The 1,783-nt window shown below is 23.7% G+C and carries 1 protein-coding gene and 1 pseudogene; both read left to right on the forward strand.

From position 1 onward, the window contains the following. Positions 1-93 precede the first annotated feature (93 nt). On the forward strand, positions 94-1,164 hold the full coding sequence (locus T395_RS0103100; RefSeq protein ID WP_156933085.1) for a hypothetical protein: 1,071 nt from the start codon (positions 94-96) through the stop codon (positions 1,162-1,164). Between the two features lie 181 nt (positions 1,165-1,345). After that, positions 1,346-1,783 (forward strand): annotated as a pseudogene (locus tag T395_RS03465) (IS1634-like element ISMsy1 family transposase); the annotation flags it as partial.

The raw sequence follows: 1,783 nt of genomic DNA on the forward strand, positions 1-1,783 counted from the left end.
TGCAATACAATAAAATTAAACTGAGAAACAAAATATGGACAAAACAGTTTTTAAAGAGTTTATAATGAAAGGACAATTCTAATGAAATTAAAGATGAAATTTTTATGACCTACAATGACAGTTTTTACTTTAATTCCAGTTGCTGTGTCTTGTGTAAATAAAAATATTAATAATAACCCAAACAATTCAAAGACAGATACAAAAAAGCAATATGATTTTAATACAATGAGTAACCAATTAGTATGAAGCCACATATGAAGCACCAAGAATGAAGCAGTTGAAAAATTGGATAGTCAAAATATAGAATTTAGAAAACTTGCCCCACATTTATATGAAATCATTGATAATTTTAGTTATAATCAAATTTTAATAACAAAAAAATTAGCACAACCTGCCAGATTTTTCACAAATGATGAAATGATTATTAATGATAAAGACACAGAGTTTGAAAAAGGACTTAAAACTATTTATCAAAACAACAAAAAATTCTTTGAAGAGTTATCTTTAAATACTCACAAATACACAGAAGACAACATTAGAGTTAAAAGAGTAGATAAGAGAAAAGAAGAAAATTGGGACAAATGAGATTATTTCTATATTGATGAAACAACATTAAACACAGAGCAAAAACTTTATCATAAACTTTATAATATCCTATATAATTATGATTGAAATAATTTAGAATATAGTGAAGATAGTATGAATAGATTAAACCAAGATAAAGATTTTAAAAAACTTATAATTGCTACATTTAAGGATTATCATAATGTTAATTTACCACAAGGATTTACAACAAGAATTAATGATGTTAGATTTTCATACAAGGAAAATGGAGAATTTGTTTTAGATTTTACACAAGAGATTATTTATCAAGGAAAAAAAATCCCACAATATTTAACACAATATATTAATATTAAATTTAATACACATTTAAACTATAAGACTGTTAATATAAACAATAGTTTAAATAAAGATTTAAGTAATGAAAATTATGATTTTGATTATTCTTATACAGAATATAAGAATAATAACATAAGAGATTATAAATACAGAACCTATTTTATTGATGATGAAAAGAAAACAAAAATTGAACCAATGGAAGCACCTTTTACAGGAGAAGAATACAAATACACAATTGATTTTGATGAAGAATTAGAAATATAGGAATAAAAAACCTACTTTTTCTTTTATTTATGATATAATATACTTATATTCTGAGTTTCCAAGTTGGAAGCTCATTTTTTATAATTTTTAAACTCTACTTATATACGTAGTATATAAGTAAAAAATCAAAAAATTTTTATTTTTTACAATGATTACAATGATAATAGTGTATAATTAAGGCATGAGCAATTACATTTTATATAAAAGAAACAACTCAAAAGGTATCTATTTAGCAATTGGAATTTCAAAAGGTTATGGTAAGGGAATTGGTGATTTAGTTGGTTTAGGCTATTGAGACGAAATCAAAGATAAATATTCTTTGCAAAATATTGATGATTTAAAGGCGATCGCAAAATTAGTTCCATTTACAAATAACAAAGTTGAAGCAAAGAGCAAATTTTTTGAATTGTTAGAGCCAACATCTGTTGAAACCAATGTTAAAAACGTTGGAATTGATTTAATTTACAAAATTATCAAAGAACTAGATTTATTTAGTTCATTGTCAAAAAACAAGCACAAATCATTAGAAGAAGTTCTTGAATTTATCATTGGAACCAGAATTATTTTTCCAAGAAGTTACATTTGTCAATATAAAAACAAAAATGATTTTTTGCACAAT

This window comes from Mycoplasmopsis iners ATCC 19705 (assembly GCF_000701805.1).
Classification (GTDB): Bacteria; Bacillota_I; Bacilli_A; order Mycoplasmatales; family Metamycoplasmataceae; genus Mycoplasmopsis; species Mycoplasmopsis iners.